This is a genomic window from Helicobacter muridarum (genome assembly GCF_000765805.2).
Lineage (GTDB): Bacteria > Campylobacterota > Campylobacteria > Campylobacterales > Helicobacteraceae > Helicobacter_A > Helicobacter_A muridarum.
On record NZ_JRPD02000024.1, the window covers coordinates 1 to 23,067 of the forward strand.

Here is a 23,067-nt window from a genome sequence, read left to right on the forward strand (position 1 = left end):
AATGTGAATTTAAGCAAAATACAAAAATTCAAGATTAAGATTTATACAAAATTTTACAAGATTAGTTAGAAATTAGATTAAGGTGAATTGAGCCTAGATAATATACAAGATCTTATCTTGTAAATATAGTAGATTCTTTTATACATTAGCTATATCATTTATTGCATTTTTCAGGTTTGTGTTTATTATTTATGAGTGGAATCTAGTTGTATCTTAATCCTAAATATTCATTAATTATTATATTTTTTGCATATTAAAATTCTTCTTGAATATCTGAATCTTTTTTATTTGTAGCAATAAGTAGACTTACTATCCCTATTATAGCTGCAATACATGATGCAGCAAGAATGGATATTTTTGCTAGATCAATTGCAAGGTGGCTTTTGTATGCTAGATTTGCTACGAACATAGACATAGTAAATCCTATTCCAGCTAAGAATCCTGTTGATAGAATATGGGCATTGGTTAATCCAGCTGGTCTTTTGGCAATTCTTAGTTTTTCGCTCAATAATGTAAAGGTAAAAATTCCAATTGGCTTGCCAATTACAAGTCCCAATATAACACCATAGAAGATTCCATCGATATTGAAGTCAAGCGCGCCGCCAATTGGCACTCCCGCGTTAGCAAAGGCAAACAAAGGCACTATGAAATAGGCATTTAATGGTTGCAATATAAACTCGATTCTTACAAGGGGATTTTGAGCATAGCGAGAATAACGCGCAACAGTATCTAAAATTTCTACTTTTTGGTGCTCTTTGTGCATGTCTATTTCGCGTTCAGCATCAGTTTTGGGGCTGATAAAATTTTTTATATTACGATATGAACTTTTAAAAAAATCCTTAAATCCATAAATAATTGAACCTAGTCTGTTTGTTTCTTCATATCTTAGTGGTTCAAATGTTGTAAAGTCTGCTTGTGTTTGAAAATATAGCTTGTTGTAGGCTACTTTTAGTCCTAAATAGCTATGACGTGAGATTTGCGACTTGCCCGGAATTGTGAAAGCAAGCACTACAGCACCAACAGTGGCATGCACGCCGCTAAAAAATAGACATAACCAAAGCAATATTCCTACTGCAAAATACAAAGAAATATATTTTACGTCCATATAATTAAATACGATTAAAATAATCAAAAAAATCATGCCAAGATATATGAAAAACCAATTAATTTGCTCTGTGTAAAAAACTGCAATCACAGTAATAGCACCCAAGTCATCAGCAACAGCTAGAGTAACTAAGAATATCTTTGCCACATTTGGAATCCGATTGCCAAGCAACAACAATACGCCTAGTGCAAATGCTGTATCTGTGCTCATTGCTACACCAAAGCCATGTGTGCTTTCTGTTCCATAATTGAAGTATATATAGATTATGCTAGGTATAATTAGTCCACCTATAGCACCAAATACAGAAAAACTCACAGATTTGAATCCAGCCAATTCTCCATATAAAACCTCTCTCTTCATTTCTAATCCCACCATAAGAAAGAAAAAAGACATTAGGACATCGTTTATGAAGTGCAGAACACTTATATGTATTAGCTTGTATCCACCGATACTAAAATCTAGATACATATTCCATATTTCATTATATATAACTCCAAAGTTAGTATTAGCAATAATCATTGCAAACACAACAGCAAAAAAGAGCAATACTCCACCAAAGGATTCATGAGTAATGAAATTCTTTAATGTACTATTGCTAGTGCGCTCATCGCTATTATTATATGAGGTATTTTCATAGGATTGTGATGTCATTGCTTTACACTTTAGTATTCTAGTTAATTATATTTCTTGAAATATAATATAATCTTGCAAATAGATAATGTAGCTTTTTATTGTTAATAGTAAATTTTGAGATATAGTTATATTTTTAATAAAGCTTTCATAAGATTTTAATTGTTTTGCATGTTCTTTTATTAGATTATTGTTTAGTTTTTGTGAAGTTTTAAACTCAAGTATGAATATAGAATCTCCTTGCTGCAATATAGCATCAATCCTTTGAAGCTTAGTTTGTTTTAGGGCTAACCTCATGTTGTTTTTTTTGTTTTGATTGATGATTCTTATATTTTGAAGTTCCTCTATATGAGATTCTTTAATTTGACCATCTTGCCATTCTATACTATCTTGTTCATCTTCTACTTTTAGTATAGGTATTTCGCAATATATAATTCCATCTGCAAAACTTAAATCGGCTTTATAATCTCCATTTATAAGCCTTTGAACTCTTTGTATAATGCCTTCTAGCTCTTCTACCTTGATATGAAATCCCCATTGTGAGAAGAGTATTGGCATAATAGATTTTATCTTGTAGCCTAGCATTAGCTCTAAGCTTATATGAGTGATGATTCCTAATGTTTGCTTATGCTGCAAGTCCATTGTCATATTATATGAAATTTCTGTATGGCGTAAGAATTCTTCTTGAGCTATCTTTTTAAATGGTAGACTAGAAATGATTATTGGCTTATTTTTGTTTTCTTTTGATTCCTTTATGCTTGGTTGATTTTGCCCTCTACTTTGTGATTTATCTAGATTTAGCGTTAATGCGCTATAGCTTTGATCATTTGCGAATATATATAGTCCATCTTTTGCTCTAGTGCATGCAACATATAGGATATTGTATTCTTCACTGTTCATATTTTGGATTGTGCGCTCTGTAAGATTTGCAAGCACATCATCTTGGACTTCCTCGTTATGATTAAGACGTATATGTTTTAGATAGATTCCATTATAATCATAGAGAATTTTTTCTGCCTTTTTTTTGCTTTTTATATTTAAATCTAAATATATAACATAAGAAAACCCAAGCCCTTTTGATGCATGTATAGTCATTGTCTGAACTGCCTCTTCTTGCATAAGTGTAGAATCTTTGTTAGCTATAGAATTAAAGAATTCTTGCATATCTTGTGTATTACTCTGACAAGCAAGCTCTAATAACAGCATAGAATCCTCATTATATAGTCGAAATGATTCTATTATTTCTTTTATTTGTAATGCTAGGTTTTTCTTATGTAGATTTGGCAAGGCTATATCTTCTTCATAGGATTTATTTAAGAGTTTATTTAGTGTTTTTTGTGCAAATTTCTTATATTTTAGAATCTGATGCGCATTTGATTTTTCTTCTATTTGACTTAGCCTTTCGTTGTAGTTATGTAGTAGCATAGTGTAATATATAATTTGTATATATCTTTGTTCTATTAGCTTTCCGTTTTTGTCTAGGTTGAAGTTTACATGTGATATATTGCTTCTAGCCCATTGCACAAATTCTTGCAATATATCTCGTTTTCTAGCAAGCAGAGCAATATCTTTTTGCGCTACTCCATGATCGAGTAATTCTTGCAATACTTCTTTAATTTCACTAAAAGCATGCTTCCTTAATGCTTCATTTTGCTTGGATTTTAATGTTGAATGATGCATTGGATTGTTTTTGTCTTGTTCTATATAATAGTCTTTGTGGTTATATAGGTTAATTTTCACAATGCCATCTTTTGTTATATTTTTGTTTGGATTATCATCTCCATCATTTTCATTAGTTGTTTTCATTGGATATTTTTGCATTATATAATTTTCAAATAATGAGCAAAATCTCTCATTTACAAAGTCTATGATATTGGGTTTACTGCGGTAGTTGTAATCAAGATATTCCTCTTTTAGATTTTTCTTGCTTTGCTCAAAGACTATTTTGTTTGCACCCCTAAATGCATACATGCTTTGTTTAGAGTCTCCAACAAAAAACAATGTTCGATTATCCTTTGTTCCGCTACCAGCTAGGATTTCCTTAAACATAGGTAAGAAGATTCTATATTGAATTATGCTTGTGTCTTGATATTCATCAAATAGTATATGTCTAATCTTTGAATCCAAGCGAAAGTAAAAGTAATCGCTATGCCATTCATCGTTATTGCAAAAAACATCATTCATTAATCCAAATACTTTGTGTTTAATAGCGTTAAAGCTTAGCTCATTATTGCTCTTTTGCACTTGCCCTATGCTTTCTGTATAGTTTTTTACTAATGTTCCAAGAGTTATTAACCTTTCTGCCTCTAAAGTTAGATTCCACAATATTGAGCGATTTTTTATTAGATTACAAAACTTATGCACAATTGCTTTTTTATCATCATCTGCTTTTATACTTTTGTGATTACCATTTTTAATTATCGTGCTTTTTAGAATCTTATTTATATTATTGCTTTTTAGCTCATCTTTAGTTTTACTCAAGCTTTTGGCATTAGGGGCAATTTCTTCTATATACTCTGCTAGCTCATTTGCTGCTTTATACACAAGCGATAAAATTTCACTTGAATGCAGGTTCTCTAGTGATAATGTATCTTGAATTTGGCATTTCTTAGCAAGCAAAACTCTATCATTTAGCATTTCTTTTTGCTGTTCTTTCATGATTTCCAATAAGCTATTTTTACTCTTTCCTCTTAAGTCAAACTCTATAGACTTATCATGCAGAGCTATTAGTAGTTCATTTAGATTTAATGACTTTGCGTATCTTGCTTTCTGAATTGGGATTTGCAAATCTTGGTGAATATATTGCAATATCTTGCGTAGCTCTAAATCTTTGTAGCTAGATTCTAAAAAAGCCTGTAAAAATTCTTCCTCTTTATTGCTCTCTTGCACTTCAAAGTCGCTTCTAACCCCAGCATAAAATGCAAATGGTCTTAGCATAGTAATTAGAAAGGAATCAATAGTGCTAATTCTCTTAGATGATTGTAAGAAGTTATCATATACATTAGAAATCTTTGAGTTAATAGTCTCCAAATCCAAATCATACTCGCTTAGAGCTTTATGTAATGATAGGGCGTCATTTATATATTTTTCAGATAGCCTATGTTTTTTTATATCAGCACTTTTTGCAATAAATTCTTCAATTGATTTAGAACTGCATTTGAATGTATGGTAAGTTTGGTCATCTATCCTATATTTAGAGAAGTGATATAAGGCTAGGAGATTGTTTGTGATTCTCTCTTTCATTTCATTTGCGGCTTTGTTAGTAAAAGTAAGTGTTAGAATCTCGCTTGCATTTATTCCATGTAGTAGCAAGGCAATATATCGTGTGCATAGCGCAAAGGTTTTGCCACTACCAGCTGAAGCATTTAGGAATATGGATTGCAGTTTGTCATTATTTTTCATATTTTTCCTTTTAGAATCCTAGTTAAATTACTGCTCCTCTGTTATTAGACTTGCTAGATAATTTTCGTTAAATGTTATAGAATGCAAGCTTTTGTTATTTGCATAAAATATATAACCCTCATCATCATTAATTAATATCTTAGCACTAGTAATTGAAGTTTTGTTTTTGGTATTTTCTATTTGCCAAATCCTAGAGAAGTCCTTGCCATTCCATACTGCTAGATTTAAGCTAGAAGATTTGTTTTGTGTGTATAAAAGTAAAACTAGATTGCCAAATGTAGCTAATTCTATATGGTTTACTTCAGTAATGTTTTGGCTTTTTTCTATCCTCCCCATTTTTAGCTTACCATTATATAGCTCGCATGTTTGATTATATAAGTTTCCAGAATCATCAGTATAGCTTGCTAGGCATGAGTGTGAAGTATTTTGCATGCCTATTACTTGGAGATCGTTATCTATTGTTTTGGTTATTCTTGGATTTTTTAGTGATATATTTGAATCTATTGTAATTTTTTCTTGCAGGATTAGATCAGAGCTTATTATCACAAAGGCTGGAAGTTTTATACCTAAACCAGATATTAAAGGCATTATAAATTCTTGCTTGTTGTTTTTATTTGTGGAATCTTTTGTAGGTGGCTTATGAAATATATCTAATATATCGCCTGATATGAAGTTGGTTATATTTCCATATCCCGAGAAATTTAGATTTTTTATTAGTTTAAATTGAGTTTGCTTTATAGATTCTTTATCTCCATTTGAAAATATATTTTTAATGCTTGCTAGCGGCATTGAAAATACTTGAATCTTATTTGATATGGTTTTAAATTTACCCTGCATATTTACAAGTAATACTAGATTATCTTTATCGCGATAGATAATTGGTTTGGCATCTGAATGTATATATTGATTAGTCTGACTAAATAGAAAATCTTGGCTTGCTAGTATTTTAGGTTTACTCCATATCGTTGCATTATATGCTACCAGGTTATAGTTGTCTGTTGAGAATAAAATCCCATATATACCTTGACTTAATGTTCCTTGATTAATCATGAATGAGATTAGGTATATGTTATCTCCTATTGATTCTGCATTTATATTATATATTCTTTGATTGTCATCTAGCATTCCTTGTAAATCTTGTTTGTGATTTTTATAGATGATTTCTTGATCTGCTTTTGCTTTATATGGAGTTAGTAAAAAGTATTTATCGACATGATGGCTATGAAGTAAAATCCCTATTCCTGCTATGATTGTTAATGATATATAAAATAGGACATCGATATATCTTTGCATAATTATTCTTTTTAGTTCTATTTATTGCTATATCTTTATTTAGCTATTCTTTATTCTTAAGGCATTAGAGTAAATATGATATTTGCATTGTCTATATAATCTTATGTATCATTGCTTGTTACTTCTATATTTATAATCTTATAGTTAAGTTGGAAACTTGGCAAAAATATTTTTATATCCCCATTAGAACAAGGCAGAATATCGCTAGGGTGCTCTTGCATATCTTGCTTTTGTAGTGTTATAGTCTTTGTAAAAGGGAGCGATAAGTCATAGATTTTCATAGCATTATTGCTTATGAAATGTTGTAAGTTATCTAATTTGCCATACTTATCAAATATAGTTGCAAGAGATTCTAATATATATGGTGCACTAAAGATTCCAGCTGCGCCTTGATATTTAGCTTGTATACTATGTGGCGCGCTATCAGAGCCAAAGCTAATTTTAGAATCTGCATTTAGCATAGCTTCTAATATTGCATCTCTATCCTTTGGAGTTTTTACTATTGGCTTGCAAAATGCAAATGGATTTAGCGCGTTCCCTAGAATATCATCAAGCGTTAGTAGTGCGTGGTGCAAGGTGATAGTGCCAAATAGATTGGGATATTTATGAATTGATTCTAAAGAATGTCTATCGCTTAGATGCTCGATTATAATTTTTAGTTTAGGAAAACTTCTTGCTAATTCCTCAAATATAACTAAAAATTCTCTTTCTCTATCAATGCTAAAGCCAGCACTTTCTCCATGTATGCTTAGAATCATATTCAAATCTTGCGCAATTTCTAATAGCCTTAGAAAGTTAGGATTTAAAATTTCGCTTAGACCATCTTTGGAATTAGTTGTAGATCCTTTAGGATAAAGCTTTAGAATCCTTATGCCATTATCATTTGCTTTATATATTTCTTCTTTAGTTAAAGAGTCTGATATAAATAAACTCATAAAAGGCATAAAATACCTAGCTTCATTGTCATGAAAAAAAATGGTATTATCTGTTTTAATTTGTTTATTTGCTATATGATTTATTTTATCTCTATATTGCATGACAGATTCAACATTAAATAATGGTGGTGTTAGATTTGGCATAGCAAGCACTAATGAGAAGTTCCTAGCACTAAATGGCAGTACAGACTCTAGGACTTCGTTTTGACGTAGATGTATGTGCATGTCAAGCGGATTTGTTAGGCACAGTGTTTGCATGTGTTTCCTTAAGAGATTTCGCGATTATTATAATTTATAAAGCTTAAATTGCTAATTATATCATAATTTGCATTCCCAAATTTGCAAAGCTGCATAGCCAAACCATTAAGAATACTATTTAATAAAATATTTAAGAATCATATTTTTTATTGTAGAATATATCCTTAAATCCTATCTAGGAATGGGGGTTGATATGGTTGTTGTTATTATGGGTAGCAAGAGCGATTGGGTCATTATGAAACAATGCACGAAAGTATTACATCAATTTGGCATTCCATTTGAGACATACATCTCGTCTGCTCATAGAACTCCACTTCGCACAAAGGAAATTGTCCTGGACACAGAGCATAGAGGGGCTAATGTATTTATTGGAGCAGCTGGTATGGCAGCACATCTTGCAGGTAGTATTGCTGCTATGACTAATAAACCTGTTATAGCTGTGCCTTTGGCTGGCGGTGTGCTTGATGGGATTGATTCTTTATTATCTAGTGTGCAAATGCCAAATGGAATTCCTGTTGCTACAATGGCTGTTGGCAAAGCTGGAGCGATTAATGCAGCATATTTTTGTGTGCAGATTCTATCTTTGCAACCAAAATACTCTAATCTATGCTTAGAGTTGGCAAAAGATAGAGAGAAAAGAGCTATACAGTTGGAAAAGGATACACAAACAATACAAGATGAATTGCAATCACAATAATTAGGGGAATATTATGGCAGATGAACAAACTAAGCAAGTGCTAAAAACCATAAAAGAAATGAAGCAAGATTTAGTCAATGATACTTCTGCGCAAGCAGAATTGCGCAAGCGGACCCAAAGCCAAGTCCAAGAGATAGAGCAGATTCTAGAATCAGATGCAACAAAGCCTATTGTCGCGCAAAAAGCCAAAATGCAAGAAATTCAAGCAAAGCCAAATGCAGCTAAAAATGCTCAATCTTCAAGCCATAGCCAAAATCAAGCTAGCCAATCTAGAGGCATTCCTGCTAAACCAGTCCAAACATCAATCCCTGCCTCTAGTATAAATGAAGCTACTACTAAGCAAATTCCAATAGCACCAACAAGGCAAAGTCCTGTAAATCCAATGCAAAATGCCCAAGCTCAAAGAGCTAATAATATACAAAATACAGCTTTAAATACAACAGCAAAGCCACCTATATCTAATCCAGCTGATGTTGCCCAAAATATACATTTACAATCTTTGCAAGATATAGCTAACACCACGGCTAAGCAAAATCTAGAATCAAACCCTAACTCAAACATAAATGATTTAAAGCAAGATAAATACAACCAAATAGTCAAGGCAAATGTCGTTGGCAAGCAAGAAACATGGTTGCTTCTTGAAGAGTTCTTGAATCTTTCTGGGTTAGAGCGAGATAAGGTTGAGGAGTTAATTAAAGATAGATCTATTAAAAGCAAGGAAGAAAATGGTAGGATCTATATAGAGGCTAGCACAGGCACTTCAGCACTTATTAAGAAAGTAGAGAACCGCCTAGTTTCTCTTGATATAAGTGGTAACGCGCTAGATCCAGTCTTTGTAGAAAAAACCATAGCAACTATACTAGGGCTACATGATAAAGTTATATCTTCCAAAGATGAAACTATTTCAGCATTCAAAAGTGAGAATAGTTTTCTAAAAGAAGCACTCGTATCTATGCAAGAAATCTATGATGATGATAAGAAGACTATTGAGCTATTGCGCCAGCAGCTACAAAAAACACAAGAAGAAGTAGAATTTGTTAAGCGCAAGTATAAGCTTATGTGGGGAAGGGTGAGTAATAGCACTACTTAATCCATATACTTTTGAATTTCATTTTAATATGTCCTTTTAGAATCTAAAAGTTTCTTTGGGTTAGTAGATTCTAACCTGATGATGATTTTTGTGTAATATTATTTTCTTGTATATTTGTCTCTTTCCTTGTTTGTATCTTGTTAGTTTTTACGTAAAATGAATTTTATTGTTGGTTCTTAGGCTTCTTAGATAAAATTTTTTTCAAATCAAATTCTTGTGCCCAATAATATTTATGTAAAATTTATGCACTAATTAAATATGCTTTCCAATCCCAGATATAAGGTGTTTTTGTGATTATTGTCTGTTTAATAATTTGGGGGGGTGTATATATTGAAAAATGATTCAATAGCTTTAGTTATTTTTAAGCTAGCTGTGCCGTCTCCATATGGGTTTGGTTTTGTAATTAAAGTTTGATTTTGCTCTAGAATCAAAGATGCCTCCCCTACTATGCGCTCACATTCTGCTCCTACGAGCTTAGCAAAGCCTGCTTGTAGCCCCTCCTTTCTCTCGGTCTCATATCGTAGCACAAGTATTGGCACTCCAAAGCTTGGTGCTTCCTCTTGGATTCCTCCGCTATCAGTTAAAATTAGCTTACTGTTATACATTATTAGCACTAGATTTGGATAGTCTAGTGGCTCGCATAACATAACATTTTCTAGATTCATTAGGGATTTTTCTATTTTCTGTTTTACATTTGGATTTGGATGCACGGGAACTATGAATACAACATTAGAGAATCTTTTTGCAAGTATTTGTATTGCTTGCAAGATTCTATCTAGTCTTTGTCCATGATTTTCTCTTCTATGTGTGGTTACTAGAACTATATTAGATTTGGGATTTTTTCTCGCGCTTATATTCTGAATGCAATTTTTATCTAATGTATTAGATTCTAAATTAATTCCTCTTTCGCTCCAAAAGCATCTTGCATTTTGCAATGATTCTTTGCTTAAGCAAAATAGAGCATCAAGCACGGTATTGCCCGTCTCAATTATATTATTATAATCTATACCTTCATTTTGTAGTGATTGTGTTGCTAACGCGGTTGGAGTAAAATGCAAAGAGGCAGTCTTTGCTATCATTTGTCGGAATGCCTCCTCTGGGAATGGCTCAAAAAGATTATATGATCGCAAACCAGCCTCAACGTGAAATACTGGAATCTTATGATAGAAGCTAGTTAGCGCACCACAAAATGCGCTCATTGTATCTCCTTGAACTATAGTAGCATGATATCCTTTATCTTGCATGGGATTTTGGTAGACTTGCTCTAGAGCGTTTAATATCCTTGCTTGTAAGGTGGCTAGGCATTGGTTTGGTTTCATGCAGTTTAGGCATATATCAGGTCTTATACCAAAGAATGATAGAGTTTGATTTGAAAGCTCCTTTTGCTGCTCTGTGTTTACTATTGTTACTTTGTATTTGTTTAGTTTTTTTAGCTCTAAAATCACAGGAGCTAACTTTATTGCCTCTGGTCTAGTTCCTAATATTATAATAATGTTCTTTATGTTGCTTTTTTTTATTTCTGTTACCATATTACGTTATCTGCTTCTTTTAACCTTTGTATTTCTTTTATTTGATCAAAGTTAATCCTAGATGTATCTGTATAGTAGATATATTCGCCATTTATCTTTTGACTATATACGCCGCTTGGTTTTCTAAAACTACGACTTAAGCTTGGATTAAACTCTAGCACTTGTTTTATGAAATCGCTAAAAACTGGTGCAGACACATTTCCTCCATATGCCACACCACCAATTGGAGTATTATCATCTCTACCATACCATATTACTACTTGTAGGTCTGGCGTATATCCGCAAAACCACGCATCACGAGAATCATTAGATGTTCCTGTTTTTCCCGCTATTTCTATTCCATTTGTTCTTGCTCTATGTCCTGTGCCTTTTTGCACAACATTTCTTAATATAGATGTTGTAAGAAATGCTTGCTGTGGAGTGCTAAGCGTTAATTGTGTAGTATCAAAGAACATCGTATCGCCATTGGAAGCTACGATTTTGTTTACTATGTATGGCTTCACAATCGTCCCTTCATTTGAAAAAAGGCTATATTGCATTGCAGCTTTCATTGGAGAAAGGGAAAGACTGCCTAAAACAACTGTTAAATCCTTTTGGAAATTCTCGAATCCAAATTGTTCTAATCCTTCATAAAGAGATTTTTCTCCAATCTTTAGCGCGGTATCAATAGCTGGAATATTTAATGACTTTTCTAGTGCGGTTTGCATGCTCACAGGTCCTAAATATTGTCTATTATCGTTGTTTGGTATCCACTTACCAAATCTCTTTGGAGAATCAGTTACAATCTCTGCTGGAGAATATCCTTTATTAAATGCTAGCTGGTATATAAATGGTTTTATGGTGCTACCAAATTGCCTATTTGCCTGCGTTGCCCTATTAAATGAGCTTTGAGCATAGTTTACGCCACCAACCATAGCTAGAACTTCTCCTGTGTGTGGGTTAGTAACCACTATTGCGCCATTTAACGTTGATGTCTGATGTTGGTGGAATAGCTCTAGCTCTTCTTTACTTAAATTTGGTATTTTTTGATTCTGTTTCTTCTCCATATCTGCAATTCGATACTTTATATTTTCATATCCATTTATTAGTGCCTTTCTAGCGGCTTCTTGGTATTCTAAGTCTATTGTGAGATATATTTTATATCCACCAGACTTTAAATCAGGGATATTAGTTAATCCCCTCAATGCCTCATCAACAACATAGGGGGCCTTATTTTGCGTTAGTGTTTGATTATATACCTTTGGGATTTCTCTTGAAGCCTGTATGAATTCCGCTTGAGATATCCAACCTAAATCTGACATTCTGCGCAAGATTGCATTTGCTCTACTTAGTGAGTGATTGAGATTAATTGTTGGGTCATACTTTACAGGCGACTTTGGTAGGGCTACTAACATTGCTATTTCTTTTAGTGTTAGCTCATTCATATTTTTTTTGAAATAACCAATAGATGCGGTTTTGATTCCATAATAGTTATGTCCTAGGAAGATGTAGTTTAAATATCTTTCTAGTATCTCTTCCTTTGTCAATACTTGCTCTGCACGTATTGACAACAAGAATTCTTTTACCTTTCTATCAATTGTCCTATCACTAGTAAGTAGCATATTCTTTACTAATTGTTGTGTAATGGTGCTAGCCCCTTCTATGTATCGCATATTTGCTAGATTCTTTATTGCTGCTCGAACAATGGCATCTATATTTATACCATCATGCTCGAAAAATGAGGTATCCTCAATAGCTAACAATGCTTCGATGACTTTTCCTGGAATCTCATCATAAGTCGCGTAAAATCTATATTCATCATCAAACAAATTTGCTACTAGTCTACCTTTGTTATCAAATACTTGAGTAATTTCGTTAGGTTTGTATTTTATCATCTTTTGCACTTGTGGCGATAGTTCCTTATATAACTCATAAGCATAATATCCTACCACGCATAATAATATGATGAAAACTGTTATACCAGTATAGAAAAGTAGCTTGAATAGTTTAAAAAAGCTTATACCTTTTCTATTGTGGGAATATACTTCATCTAAATCATCTGGTCTGCTCATGATATTCCTAGATTTGTTTGGTGTTGTAGATTTGAGTATTTTACACAAATTTAATTGATTTGCTTTGTAATATTGGACTTTGTCTTTGGTATATAAATTCGTTTTTAAAGTTTTCAATTTTGTATAATTTTAAATAAATATATTTTAGGAGAATTATATGGCTTGTGTTTTACAAATTGGGGCTGGGGGCGTTGGGGGCGTTGTCGCACATAAAATGGCACAAAATCGTGAGGTATTTTCTCGCATTGTCTTAGCCTCGCGCACATTAGATAAATGCAAGGCAATCGCAGATTCTATCCGTGCTAAAGGCTTAGGTGAAATTGAGATTGATGAAGTTAATGCGGACAATGCAGAATCTCTTGTAGCCTTGATAGAAAAATACCACCCATTGCTTGTTGTAAATGTCGCACTTCCTTACCAAGATTTAAGCATTATGGAAGCGTGTTTGCGTACAAAGACGCATTATTTGGATACGGCAAATTACGAGCATCCAGATTCTGCACATTTTGAGTATAAGGAGCAGTGGGCATTCGATACGCGCTATAAACAAGCTGGAATCTTTGCACTGCTTGGCAGTGGGTTTGACCCGGGTGTTACAAATGTATTCTGTGCGTATGCACAGAAGCATTATTTTGATGAGATAGAAAGCATTGATATTTTGGATTGTAATGCCGGTGATCATGGCTATGCGTTTGCGACAAATTTTAATCCGGAGATTAACTTAAGAGAGGTGAGTTCTAAAGCACGCTACTGGGTAAACAATTCGTCTTTGGGTAATCATTCCGCAGATTTTGAGGGTTCGCAGACTAGCAGTCTAGCCTCACCCCCAAAATCCCCAAAAAACCACGAAAGCAATACCACAAATATTAGAATCGTAGATTCTAGCGTTGCAAAATCAGCTTGTAACCCCAACCAAAAAAATACAGAAACAAGCCTTATCTCCAACACCGACTTAAAGATTAACCCAGACTTAAAACAAGATACAATCTATCGCAAGTTTGAACGAGAAGAGAAGCATTTTAGCCTAGATTCTAATACGCAAGATTTGCAAGTGCTAGATTATGCAGGAGGGCAGTGGCGAGATATTCCACCCCTTGCGATGATGAAAGAGTGGGACTATCCCGAAGTTGGCGTGAAAAATAGCTATCTACTCTACCACGAGGAACTAGAATCTTTGGTGCGAAATATTAAGGGACTACAAAGAATCCGCTTTTTTATGACTTTTGGTGAATCTTATCTTACGCATATGAAATGCCTAGAGAATATCGGCTTTTTACGCATTGATGAGGTGAGCCATAAGGGCAGCACGATTGTGCCAATAGAGGTGCTAAAGACGCTTTTGCCCGACCCCGCAAGTTTGGCATCTCGCACAAAGGGCAAGACAAACATCGGCTGTTATATTAAGGGTAAAAAGGGGGGCAAGGAGCGCACAATTTATATCTATAATGTGTGCGAACACGAGAAATGCTATGAGGAAGTCAATGCACAGGGAGTGAGTTATACCACAGGCGTGCCAGCGATGATTGGAGCAAAACTAATATGCGAGGGCAAATGGGGCATAGGCGCGAGTAAGAATGCGTCTCTTGCGCAATCTTTGAATGAGTGCTGCAATTCGGCTTCAGTCACTACCGACAAGGTAGTTCCTTCGCCTCATTTTGCACAACATTCAAACCTTACGCAAGATACTAGCATTTTGGATTCTGACAAAGCTACAGAATCTTTTAACAAAAACCGCCTTGCAATGAATGCAGATATGCCAAAAGGCGGAGAATATCAAGGGATTGATAATGGTGCTAAGCTATATCAAGTGAACGGAGATTCTGCACAAATAGCCAAAGAGGCAACGCAGGGAAGTGGTGTGTGGAATATCGAGCAAAATGACCCCGACCCATTTATGAGCGAGCTTAATATACAAGGACTTCCCTATGTCGTGCTTGAGATTGATTCTAATGGAGGCTTAGTTGTGCTAGAAGATGGACGAAAAAATACTAAATAAAACTAATTATTTCCTAGTTAAAGCGTAGTGTAGAAGTTTTAGCTATTTATGGAGGAGAGATATGATTTTTGAAAAGCAAGAATATCAGCAAGATTGTATTAATAACATTGTAGAGATTTTAAAAGATTTTGATTTTAAATCTCACAATGCCAGCAACTTGCAACAATGTTTGCAAGATTTTTACAAAAGAAATAGCGAGATTCCAATTAAAAATTTTAGTAAAAAATTAAACCTTGATATTCTTATGGAAACAGGCACAGGCAAGACTTTTACTTATCTTAATCTCATTTTTGAATTGCATAAATTTAATAGACAAAATAAGTTTATCATTTTTGTTCCACGAAGGGCGATTTTAGAATCTATCAAGCAAAATATTGAACTCACAAAGGCTTATTTTTATGTGGAATATCAAAAATATTTGAAAGTATATTTTTACACAGATTCTAAAAGCCAAAGTGGGATTATTAATCACTACATCAAAAATCAAGATGAATTATCCGTGCTTGTGCTTACAAATAGTGCGATAGATAAAAAAGATAATATTCTTAATAAATCTAGTGAAAGTTTGTTTAATGATAAAAGTATTTTTGAAAATATCATAGATTTAAATCCAATTAGCATTATAGATGAGCCGCATTTACTAAAGGGCGAAAAGTTTAGCAAATCATTTGAGCGGATAAAATCGCTTTATTTTCGCTTTGGTGCGACTTTTTCAAAAGAAAAAGATTTTGAGCTTAGTAATATGGCATATTGCCTAGATTCTATTTCTGCATTCAAAAGCTATCTAGTTAAGCAAGTAAAAGTCCATAGTATAAGCGATTTTGGTCAAAATAACATCACACTTAAAGAAGCTAAAAAACAAGAAGCCACTTTTACAATGTTTAAAAATGGTATGCATCAAGACATAGGAGTCAAACTTGGCGAGGATTTATCTAAAATTGGCTTGGGTGGTGTTAGTCTTGTAAAGATAGAATCTAGCAAGGTTTATCTTAGTAACAATAGCATTATAGAGAAAAAAGAAAGTTATACATTAAGCGAAGATGAAATAGAGAGAATTTTAGAACTCTCCATTGATTTACATTTTGAAAAAGAACAAAAGTTATTTAGCCAAAATATCAAGGCTTTAAGCTTGTTTTTTATCCCAAATATTTCTGATTTTAGGAAAGTTGCAGAAAAAGAGAATGTTGGCAAAGAGCCATTTATCAAGAACACTTTTGAAAGACTTTACAAAGCCAAACGCAAAGAAATCTTACAACAAAATATATCCAAAGAATATAGAGAGTTTTTACAAAAAGATATTGATGAAAACGGAAATTTACTTGTGCATCAAGGTTATTTTAGTGGAGATTCTCATTCAAAAGGCAATTTAGATGATAAAGAAGCCGCAGACATAGCACTCATTCTAAAAGACAAAGAAAAGCTTTTAAGCCTAAGTACGCCATTGCGTTTTATTTTTAGCGTATGGGCTTTGCAAGAGGGTTGGGATAATCCAAATATTTTCACGCTTACAAAGCTTTCAAGCTCAAGTAGTGAGATTAGCACTCATCAGCAAGTTGGACGCGGATTGCGACTTTGTGTGAATAATAGCGGCAAGAGAATCACGCATAGTTATTTTGGATATGATGATGAAAGCTTTTATGATATTAATTATTTGGATATTGTCATAAGCGGAAAGGAAGTAAATTTCATAGAGAATCTCCAAAAAGAAATTAATGATTCTAGTTTTGTATTTAATGGCGAAATATTGAATATAGATATTTTGCAAAATTTTGGATTAAATCTATATGAAGCGCACGATGTAATTTATTTGTTAAAAAACAGATTAAAACTTATACAATTTAATGAAGAAAGCAATAATTACACAATTGTTTCTCCACTTTTTGAAGGCTTACAAAATAGCCAAGAAGCTAAAGAGCTTTTGGGTGATAAATTTGATAAATTTATAAGCCATTTTAAAGAATCTCAAAACAAACATAAGCAAATCATAAATGCAAATAAAAGTCAAACTAAAATCAAAATCAAACAAAATCTTGCCAAAGATTTTAAAGAACTTTGGGATATAATCAATAAAAAAGCAACTATCGTTTATAAAAATATTAAAGAACAACAAATCATTAATGAAGTGGCAAATGAATTTAATAAACGCAGTATAGAAAAAGAGCAGATTATTTATACAAAAAAAGTTTTCAATGCTAAAGAAAATAGGATTGAAATACAAGAGATTAATACACTAGATTCTAAGTATTATCAACAAAGCTTATCAAAAGATATTACTTCATTATTTATTAACTTTGCTAGGACAAAAAATAAAGAATTGCCTTTGCAATTTTTACTAGATATTTACTCAAAATTAAATAAGACAAAATTGCAAAACTCACCCAAAAAAGCCTTTGATGAGTTAAGAAATATTATTGAATCTAGCCTTCATAATGGGCTTTTACAAAGCGTGAATTACGATTTTACTTTAAATATTTTCTCACAAAGTTATAAGAATCTTTTTGATGAAAATGGTAATTTTCTAACAGAAATTGATAAAAATAAGCTAGGCAAATATATAGATTCTACAATTCCAGCAAAAAAATATCTCTACGAACAAATTGTCTATGATTCTAATATTGAAACAGATATTGCAAAAGAGGATATAGATAAAGTTGATAATAGGGAGATACAAGTTTTTGCCAAGCTTCCAAAGCTAAGGATTCCTACGCCATATAAAAACTATGAGCCAGATTTTGCATATTTTTTAAAAGATAAAAATGGCAAAAGTATATTTTTTGTCTGTGAGACAAAGGGCTATGATAACGAGAGTAAAATTCCACAAGATGAGATAAAAAAGATTGATTATGCAAGTAGCTTTTTTACGCAACTTAATGCACATTTAAAAGATGAAAATATCAAAGTGATTTTTAATAAAAGAATCAATAAGCAAAATTTACTAAATTGCATTAATGAGGTTTTAAAAGGAGGGTAAATGATAGATAAAAGCACAGTAAAAGAGCAAGGATTTAAGGTAATTGATAGCAGGGAATCTAAAAATAAGCTTTTAGAATATCTAAAGATAAATTATCCACAAAGCATTAGTGATAATATGCCAAATCTAAAGGCTATTGCTATGCTTTTGGGATTAAATGAAAATGCAAATATGCAAGGCTATGAGCTAACATTTACGGGAAAAGCACTTGCAAATGCTTTATATTCCACGCCTTGCGACAAAGAGTTAAAATTAGAATCTACAAGTAGCCAAGATTCCAAAGATTCTAAAAATGTAAATGCCCAAAATGTGATTATAAGAGGTGATAACCTAGATGTATTAAAGATTCTAAAATCTGCATATTATGAAAAAATCAAAATGATTTACATTGACCCACCCTATAATACAAAAAACGAGAACTTCATTTACCCAGATAATTTTAGAAAAGATTATAAGGAGATATTGCAAGAAGTAGGACTTATAGAAATCGATGATGAGGGCAATGAAGTGGAGAGTGAAAGTCTTAAATTTTTTAAAAATATCACAGGAAGCAAAAGTCATAGCGGTTGGCTAGCCTTTATGCTGCCACGACTTAAGCTTGCTAGAGATTTGTTAAAAGAAGATGGCGTGATTTTTATTAGCATTGATGATAATGAGCAGGCAAATTTAAAGATTCTGTGCGATGAGATCTTTGGAGAGGAGAATTTTGTGGGTGATTTTATCCGCAAGACAAAAAGCACTACAAACGATGCAAAAATAGGACTTAATTATCAACACGAATTTTTACTTTGTTATGCTAAAGATAAAGAAAAAACAAATTTACTAGGGGGGCAAAAAGATTTAAGCAAGTATAAGAATCCAGATAATGATCCAAATGGTGCGTGGGCTAGTGATAACCCAAGTGCTAAAAGTGGAAATATAAAAACAGGATATTTTGCTATAAAAAATCCCTACACAGGAAAAGAAGACTATCCGCCAAAAGGTATGTTTTGGAGATTCTCAAAAAACACAATCCAAAAACACATTGATGAAGGGCGGATTTACTTTAAAAAAGAATATAAAGATGATGATAGAGGATTTATCTATAAACGCTATTTAAAAGATTTAAAAACTACTATGAGAACTTTTGATAGCTTAAAATTTGTGGATAATAAATTTATGAATCAAAGTGCAACAAAAGAACTTTTAGCATTAGGCTTGGGAGAATATTTTACCTATCCTAAAAGTGTTGAGTTTATAAAAGAAATCATCAATCACGCCTCTAATGATAATTCTGATTATATCCTAGACTTCTTTGCAGGGAGTGGCACAACCGCACAGGCAGTAATGGAGCTAAACGCAGAGGATGGGGGTAATAGGCAGTTTATATTAGTGCAAATTGATGAAAAAATAGATGAGAAAAAAAGCAAAGTTGCCTATGATTTTTGCAAAAATGAGCTAGGTTCAAATGAGCCAGTAATTAGTGATATTACCATTGAAAGAGTAAAAAGGGTTGCGACTAAATTAAAGACAGAAAATCCAAACCTTGATACAGGCTTTAAGGTATATAGTATGTGCCAAAAGCCACAAATTTATGCAGATAGAGATAGTAATCTAACCCTTTTATCCAAAAGAGAAATATCACATTTTGATATAGCGCAAAATCTAGCCTTAAGTGATAATCTAACGCTAGATAAAAATTTGCAAGAAATTTTATGTGATAAATTGTATCAATACAAAGATTCTATTTTTGTGGCTAAGTGCGATGATTCTGTCGTGCAATATCTACAAAGCTTAAAACAAGAGATAAATAAAATCTATATTGATGGCTATGAAGATATAGCATTAGAAAATTTTTTGAATCTAAAATCGCATTTTAGTGATATTGTGGTGGTGTATTAGTGGGAAAAGTAATTAAATTTGATTTGTCTCAAGATAACTTAAGCGAACAATCCGCACAAATTACTAACTCGCAAAAGGTAAATAATAGTGTAAAAAATTATTATATACACACTATTTTGCAAAAAAGCGAAAAATACTTAAAAGGTGAATTTAATACAAAACAGCACAAAGACTTTATGGATAGAATAAAGCCACTTTATAAAAATGACAATATAAGATCTACTATTGAATCCTTTGAGAGAATATATTATGACTTTGTAAAAGAGATTTATCAAAACTCTTATTCTTATGACAAAAATTTAGAGAATTTTTTAATCCAAAAGCAAGATAAAAAATAATTTGGGGTGATTGTCTTGAAGTTTTAAAACAAATGAAATCAGAATCTATTGGTGCTATGGTTATCTCTCCGCCTTATTATAGCTAGAGATTATGCACAATGGGAGAATTTAGAACAATACTTATTGAATATGGAAGCAATCATTAAAGAATGTTATCGTGTGCTTGATAACCATAGAGTTTTTGTCTTTAATGTTGGTGATATTTTTGACAATGATAACCTATACACAAAAAGCACTTGGGGCAAAAGGAGATTGCCTCTAGGGGCTTACTTTATTACGCTTTTTGAAAGAGTAGGTTTTAGCTTTGTAGATGATATTATTTGGGATAAAGGACAAGTGCAAAGCCAAAGATATAAGAATGGTGATAGACCCTATCCATACTATCAATATCCTATGAATTGCTATGAACATATTTTAGTTTTTCATAAACACAGACTTGATAAGACACGTTATCCCTGCCCTGTGTGTGGCTGTCTGCAAGTAAATGGTAATGCCTATACAGAAAAAGGGCTAAAAAGCTGGGAATGTAAGAATCTTGATTGCTTTGAGAGAAGCAAAGCAAATCGTGGCAAAAGATTTAGCGCAAAAACTTATTTCACACAAAATGAAAATTTGAATCAAGAAAGCGTTATAGAAAAAGACTTTATTTATGCTTGGCGTAGAGATATAAAAACAATTAATCCTGTAATTAAAATCAACTCTAAGGGACAAAATACCTTAGGACATACCCCATTTCCAAAAGAGATTCCAGAATTTGCTGTAAAGATGTTTAGTTATAATGGCGAGATAGTGCTAGACCCATTTTCTGGCATTGGCACAAGCGTGAAGGTAGCTAGCAAGTTAGGACGTATTGGCATAGGGATTGAGAGAAACAAAAAGCTAAAAGAGAGTGTGTATAAATTTTTAGGTAAAAGTTTAGGAGAATATGAACTATGAGCCAAAATTTAGAGGAGGACAAGAAAAAGCAGGTCATAGGTCTATATGGAGAAATGCAACTTGCTATGAAATTTCATAACAATGTGTGGCAGGTGCATAGAAGTTATATTGATGAGGGGATTGATTTTGTAATTTCTAAATATTATTGCAAAATTTGTGGGAAATTTAGCAATCAGCTATTAGACAAAATATTTTTCAGGTTAAAGGTGCAAAATGTGTAACGAATCTTTGTGAATTTTGTAAAAATCAAAAACTTGACATTATTACAAAGTATTTACAAGTCAAAACAAGCGAGGGTAAGCCAACAGGAGATAAAAATATAAGGAATTTTAGCTTTCACCCAAAAATTCGCTATGATTTAGATGAAAGTGTGTATTATGTGTGGATTGCAGTATTTGCAAATAATGAAGACTTGGAGAATGCAAAGATTCATTATTATATTTTCCATAGCAGTGATGTAAGGAGATTTGATGATATATCTTTACCAACTTATCAAATTACAGACAATCAAAAGACTACCTTGCGTATTAACTTGCAGGGTGAAGTTTGCGCTGAAATGTTCGTAAAATCTATTCAATCAAAAATTAAGCCCAATCTCGCTAAAATACCCCCTAAAATACCGCAAAACAAGGCATAAGGGAGTGTGCTTATGGATTACAAAAAAGCCTTTTATTCTAAACTGCAAGACTGCTACTTGGGTGTGAAACTTAAAGATTTTCAGCAGGGAAATGTTGCCAAAAATGGCTTTAGCAATCTACTTAAAATCAAAGAGCGATATTTTCAGCATATCAAAGCTTATTTAGATTCTCAAATTGAGGGAAAGCCACAATCGCTTGATATTTACAATAAGCTTTTTACCTTTTTTGATAGTTATTTAAATGAGAGTGGCACGCCATTTTTCAACGATACTCCCGCCTATAAAAACATCTATGCCAAAGTGTATAGCAACTCCAAAGACACGAGCCTCTTTTACAAAACGCAAAATCTCTATTATGTCAAAAGCGATACACTCTACCAAAGCCTCACTTTAAGCGATGAAAAAGAAAGCTATGAAGTCTTTTTTGATGCGAGTGAGTTTAGACAAAACGCCGATAACAATAAAAACAAAATTATTTTTAAATTTGGGGGTGTTGAAAGTGTAAATACTGAAACAAATGATGAGGGCAAAGCACAGATTATTATCAAAGTTAGCAACCAAAAAGACCTATTCCCCGAGCTAAATAATGCTTTTAAGCAAAATTCTAATGAGTTTAGCGAGGAGTTTTTAAAAGATTTAAAACAAAATGCAATCTTAAAAGAATGTAAAATCAAAATTGATGAAGAAGAGTTGAAAAAGATCTTTAGGAGTTACAAAAAACAAAGTGAAGTAGATTTCTTTATCCATAAAAACGCAAGGGGATTCTTGAGAGAGCAGTTTGATTTGTGGATGTTTAATTATCTCTATAAGCAAAGTGATATTCAAGAGTGGAATCCACAGATTATCGCACATTTACAACGCATTAAAAATATCGCTTATGAGGTGATTAGGCTCATTGGTGATTTTGAAAATGAGCTTAAGGCAGTGTGGTTAAAGCCAAAGTTTGCAAAGAGGGTAGAGTATGTTTTTAGCCTTGATTTACTAATAAATTCGTCTTTGGGGGAGGGCAATTCGTCTCTTACGCAAGATACTAGAATTACCGATACTTTTACCCCCTCATCTCAAAGTTTAAAACCCCAAAACAATAATTCCAAATCTCTAATAGATTCCATACTAAATGACAAAGGCTTTCAATCCCAAATCAAAGAATGGCAAGAATTAAATCTCATTGATGAAAACTTTGATAAGCAAAACTTCTTAGACTTTTGTCATTCTGAACCTGCTTTAGCAGGTGAAGAATCTAAAAATATGAAATCTCAACAAAGCAATAAACGAGATATTTCGCATTTTTCAAATGCTCAATATGACAAAGTAGTAA

At 32.8% G+C, this 23,067-nt stretch carries 15 protein-coding genes and 1 pseudogene; 10 read left to right on the forward strand and 6 right to left on the reverse strand.

All coding sequences use genetic code 11. The annotated features are described in order from the left end of the window. Window positions 1–253 precede the first annotated feature (253 nt). From nhaA to pyrC, 4 genes are all read right to left on the reverse strand, one after another. Window positions 254–1,756, reverse strand: a complete 1,503-nt coding sequence (nhaA, locus tag LS73_RS08320; RefSeq protein WP_052089519.1) for a Na+/H+ antiporter NhaA — start codon at window positions 1,754–1,756, stop codon at window positions 254–256. A gap of 27 nt (window positions 1,757–1,783) precedes the next feature. Then, window positions 1,784–5,137 carry a UvrD-helicase domain-containing protein gene (locus tag LS73_RS08325; RefSeq protein WP_034557282.1) on the reverse strand — a complete coding sequence of 1,118 codons (3,354 nt, stop codon included), beginning with the start codon at window positions 5,135–5,137 and terminating at the stop codon, window positions 1,784–1,786. Between the two features lie 27 nt (window positions 5,138–5,164). Further along, entirely contained in the window at window positions 5,165–6,430 is a 1,266-nt protein-coding gene (locus LS73_RS08330) for a hypothetical protein (RefSeq protein WP_034557279.1), read from the reverse strand. Window positions 6,431–6,531: 101 nt separating this feature from the next. After that, window positions 6,532–7,623, reverse strand: a complete 1,092-nt coding sequence (pyrC, locus tag LS73_RS08335) for a dihydroorotase (RefSeq protein ID WP_034557278.1) — start codon at window positions 7,621–7,623, stop codon at window positions 6,532–6,534. Window positions 7,624–7,816: 193 nt separating this feature from the next. Between pyrC and purE the strand changes: the two genes are divergently transcribed. Both purE and LS73_RS08345 read left to right on the forward strand, forming a co-directional pair. Beyond that, window positions 7,817–8,320, forward strand: coding sequence for a 5-(carboxyamino)imidazole ribonucleotide mutase (gene purE, locus LS73_RS08340; protein ID WP_233708878.1), 504 nt, complete (start codon window positions 7,817–7,819; stop codon window positions 8,318–8,320). Between the two features lie 592 nt (window positions 8,321–8,912). Further along, complete coding sequence (locus LS73_RS08345; RefSeq protein ID WP_034557512.1) at window positions 8,913–9,410, forward strand: DUF3972 domain-containing protein; 498 nt, start codon at window positions 8,913–8,915, stop codon at window positions 9,408–9,410. Window positions 9,411–9,715: 305 nt separating this feature from the next. On the opposite strand, the gene wecB is transcribed toward LS73_RS08345, so the two are convergent. Both wecB and LS73_RS08355 read right to left on the reverse strand, forming a co-directional pair. Then, the gene (wecB, locus tag LS73_RS08350; RefSeq protein WP_233708879.1) at window positions 9,716–10,939 is read right to left on the reverse strand and encodes a non-hydrolyzing UDP-N-acetylglucosamine 2-epimerase; all 1,224 of its coding nucleotides are present in this window, start codon (window positions 10,937–10,939) and stop codon (window positions 9,716–9,718) included. Next, window positions 10,933–12,990: a transglycosylase domain-containing protein gene (locus LS73_RS08355; protein WP_081955505.1), complete on the reverse strand. Its 2,058-nt coding sequence runs from the start codon at window positions 12,988–12,990 to the stop codon at window positions 10,933–10,935. The genes wecB and LS73_RS08355 overlap by 7 nt, the downstream gene beginning before the upstream one ends. Window positions 12,991–13,147: 157 nt before the next feature. Here LS73_RS08355 and LS73_RS08360 point away from each other — a divergent pair, with 157 nt between their 5' ends. The 8 genes and pseudogenes from LS73_RS08360 to LS73_RS08385 form a co-directional block, all read left to right on the forward strand. Beyond that, on the forward strand, window positions 13,148–14,986 hold the full coding sequence (locus LS73_RS08360) for a saccharopine dehydrogenase family protein (RefSeq protein WP_034557275.1): 1,839 nt from the start codon (window positions 13,148–13,150) through the stop codon (window positions 14,984–14,986). Between the two features lie 61 nt (window positions 14,987–15,047). After that, window positions 15,048–17,957, forward strand: a complete 2,910-nt coding sequence (locus tag LS73_RS08365; protein ID WP_034557273.1) for a restriction endonuclease — start codon at window positions 15,048–15,050, stop codon at window positions 17,955–17,957. Continuing rightward, window positions 17,958–19,838 (forward strand): site-specific DNA-methyltransferase, encoded by a 1,881-nt coding sequence (locus LS73_RS08370; RefSeq protein ID WP_034557272.1) that lies wholly within the window; start codon window positions 17,958–17,960, stop codon window positions 19,836–19,838. It begins immediately after the preceding gene. Then, entirely contained in the window at window positions 19,838–20,176 is a 339-nt protein-coding gene (locus LS73_RS10310; RefSeq protein WP_233708880.1) for a hypothetical protein, read from the forward strand. The genes LS73_RS08370 and LS73_RS10310 overlap by 1 nt, the downstream gene beginning before the upstream one ends. A 51-nt stretch (window positions 20,177–20,227) precedes the next feature. Continuing rightward, the gene (locus LS73_RS08375) at window positions 20,228–21,112 is read left to right on the forward strand and encodes a DNA-methyltransferase (protein WP_233708883.1); all 885 of its coding nucleotides are present in this window, start codon (window positions 20,228–20,230) and stop codon (window positions 21,110–21,112) included. Then, the gene (locus tag LS73_RS10315) at window positions 21,109–21,333 is read left to right on the forward strand and encodes a hypothetical protein (RefSeq protein ID WP_233708881.1); all 225 of its coding nucleotides are present in this window, start codon (window positions 21,109–21,111) and stop codon (window positions 21,331–21,333) included. Before LS73_RS08375 ends, LS73_RS10315 begins: the two co-directional genes overlap by 4 nt. Window positions 21,334–21,482: 149 nt before the next feature. Further along, complete coding sequence (locus LS73_RS10320; RefSeq protein ID WP_233708882.1) at window positions 21,483–21,749, forward strand: hypothetical protein; 267 nt, start codon at window positions 21,483–21,485, stop codon at window positions 21,747–21,749. A 12-nt stretch (window positions 21,750–21,761) separates the two neighbouring features. Next, window positions 21,762–23,067: pseudogene (locus LS73_RS08385) on the forward strand (site-specific DNA-methyltransferase); the annotation flags it as partial.